Source organism: Parapedobacter soli (assembly GCF_025460835.1).
GTDB lineage: Bacteria > Bacteroidota > Bacteroidia > Sphingobacteriales > Sphingobacteriaceae > Parapedobacter > Parapedobacter soli.
Genome location: NZ_JAMXAY010000177.1, coordinates 1 through 311 on the forward strand (window position 1 = coordinate 1; position 311 = coordinate 311).

1 protein-coding gene is annotated in these 311 nt (G+C 44.4%); it reads left to right on the plus strand.

What is annotated here, in order from left to right:
* On the plus strand, positions 1-294 hold a 294-nt coding region (locus NGM62_RS22100), incomplete at its 5' end, for a hypothetical protein (protein WP_390938355.1).
* Between the last annotated feature and the right edge of the window lie 17 nt (positions 295-311).

Here is a 311-nt window from a genome sequence, read left to right on the forward strand (position 1 = left end):
TACCGCGACGCAAAACAGTTCACCGGACTGGAAAATTGCCAGGCAAGGAGCGAGAACAAGTTGGACTTCCACCTCAATCTGGCCCTAACGGCAACCAATGTCGCCAAAGCCGCGCATTGGATAAGCATCCCCAAAAAGGAACGAGGGGCGTTCTCCATGGCCGACATCAAGACGATGAACCACAATACTTTACTGATGAATAGATTTTTTTCAACCTTTGGGATAAACCCACACTTGCAAAAAAATCAGAAACATGTCAAAGAACTAATAATGTACGGCACTATTGCCGCTTAAAAATTAACTAACTATTG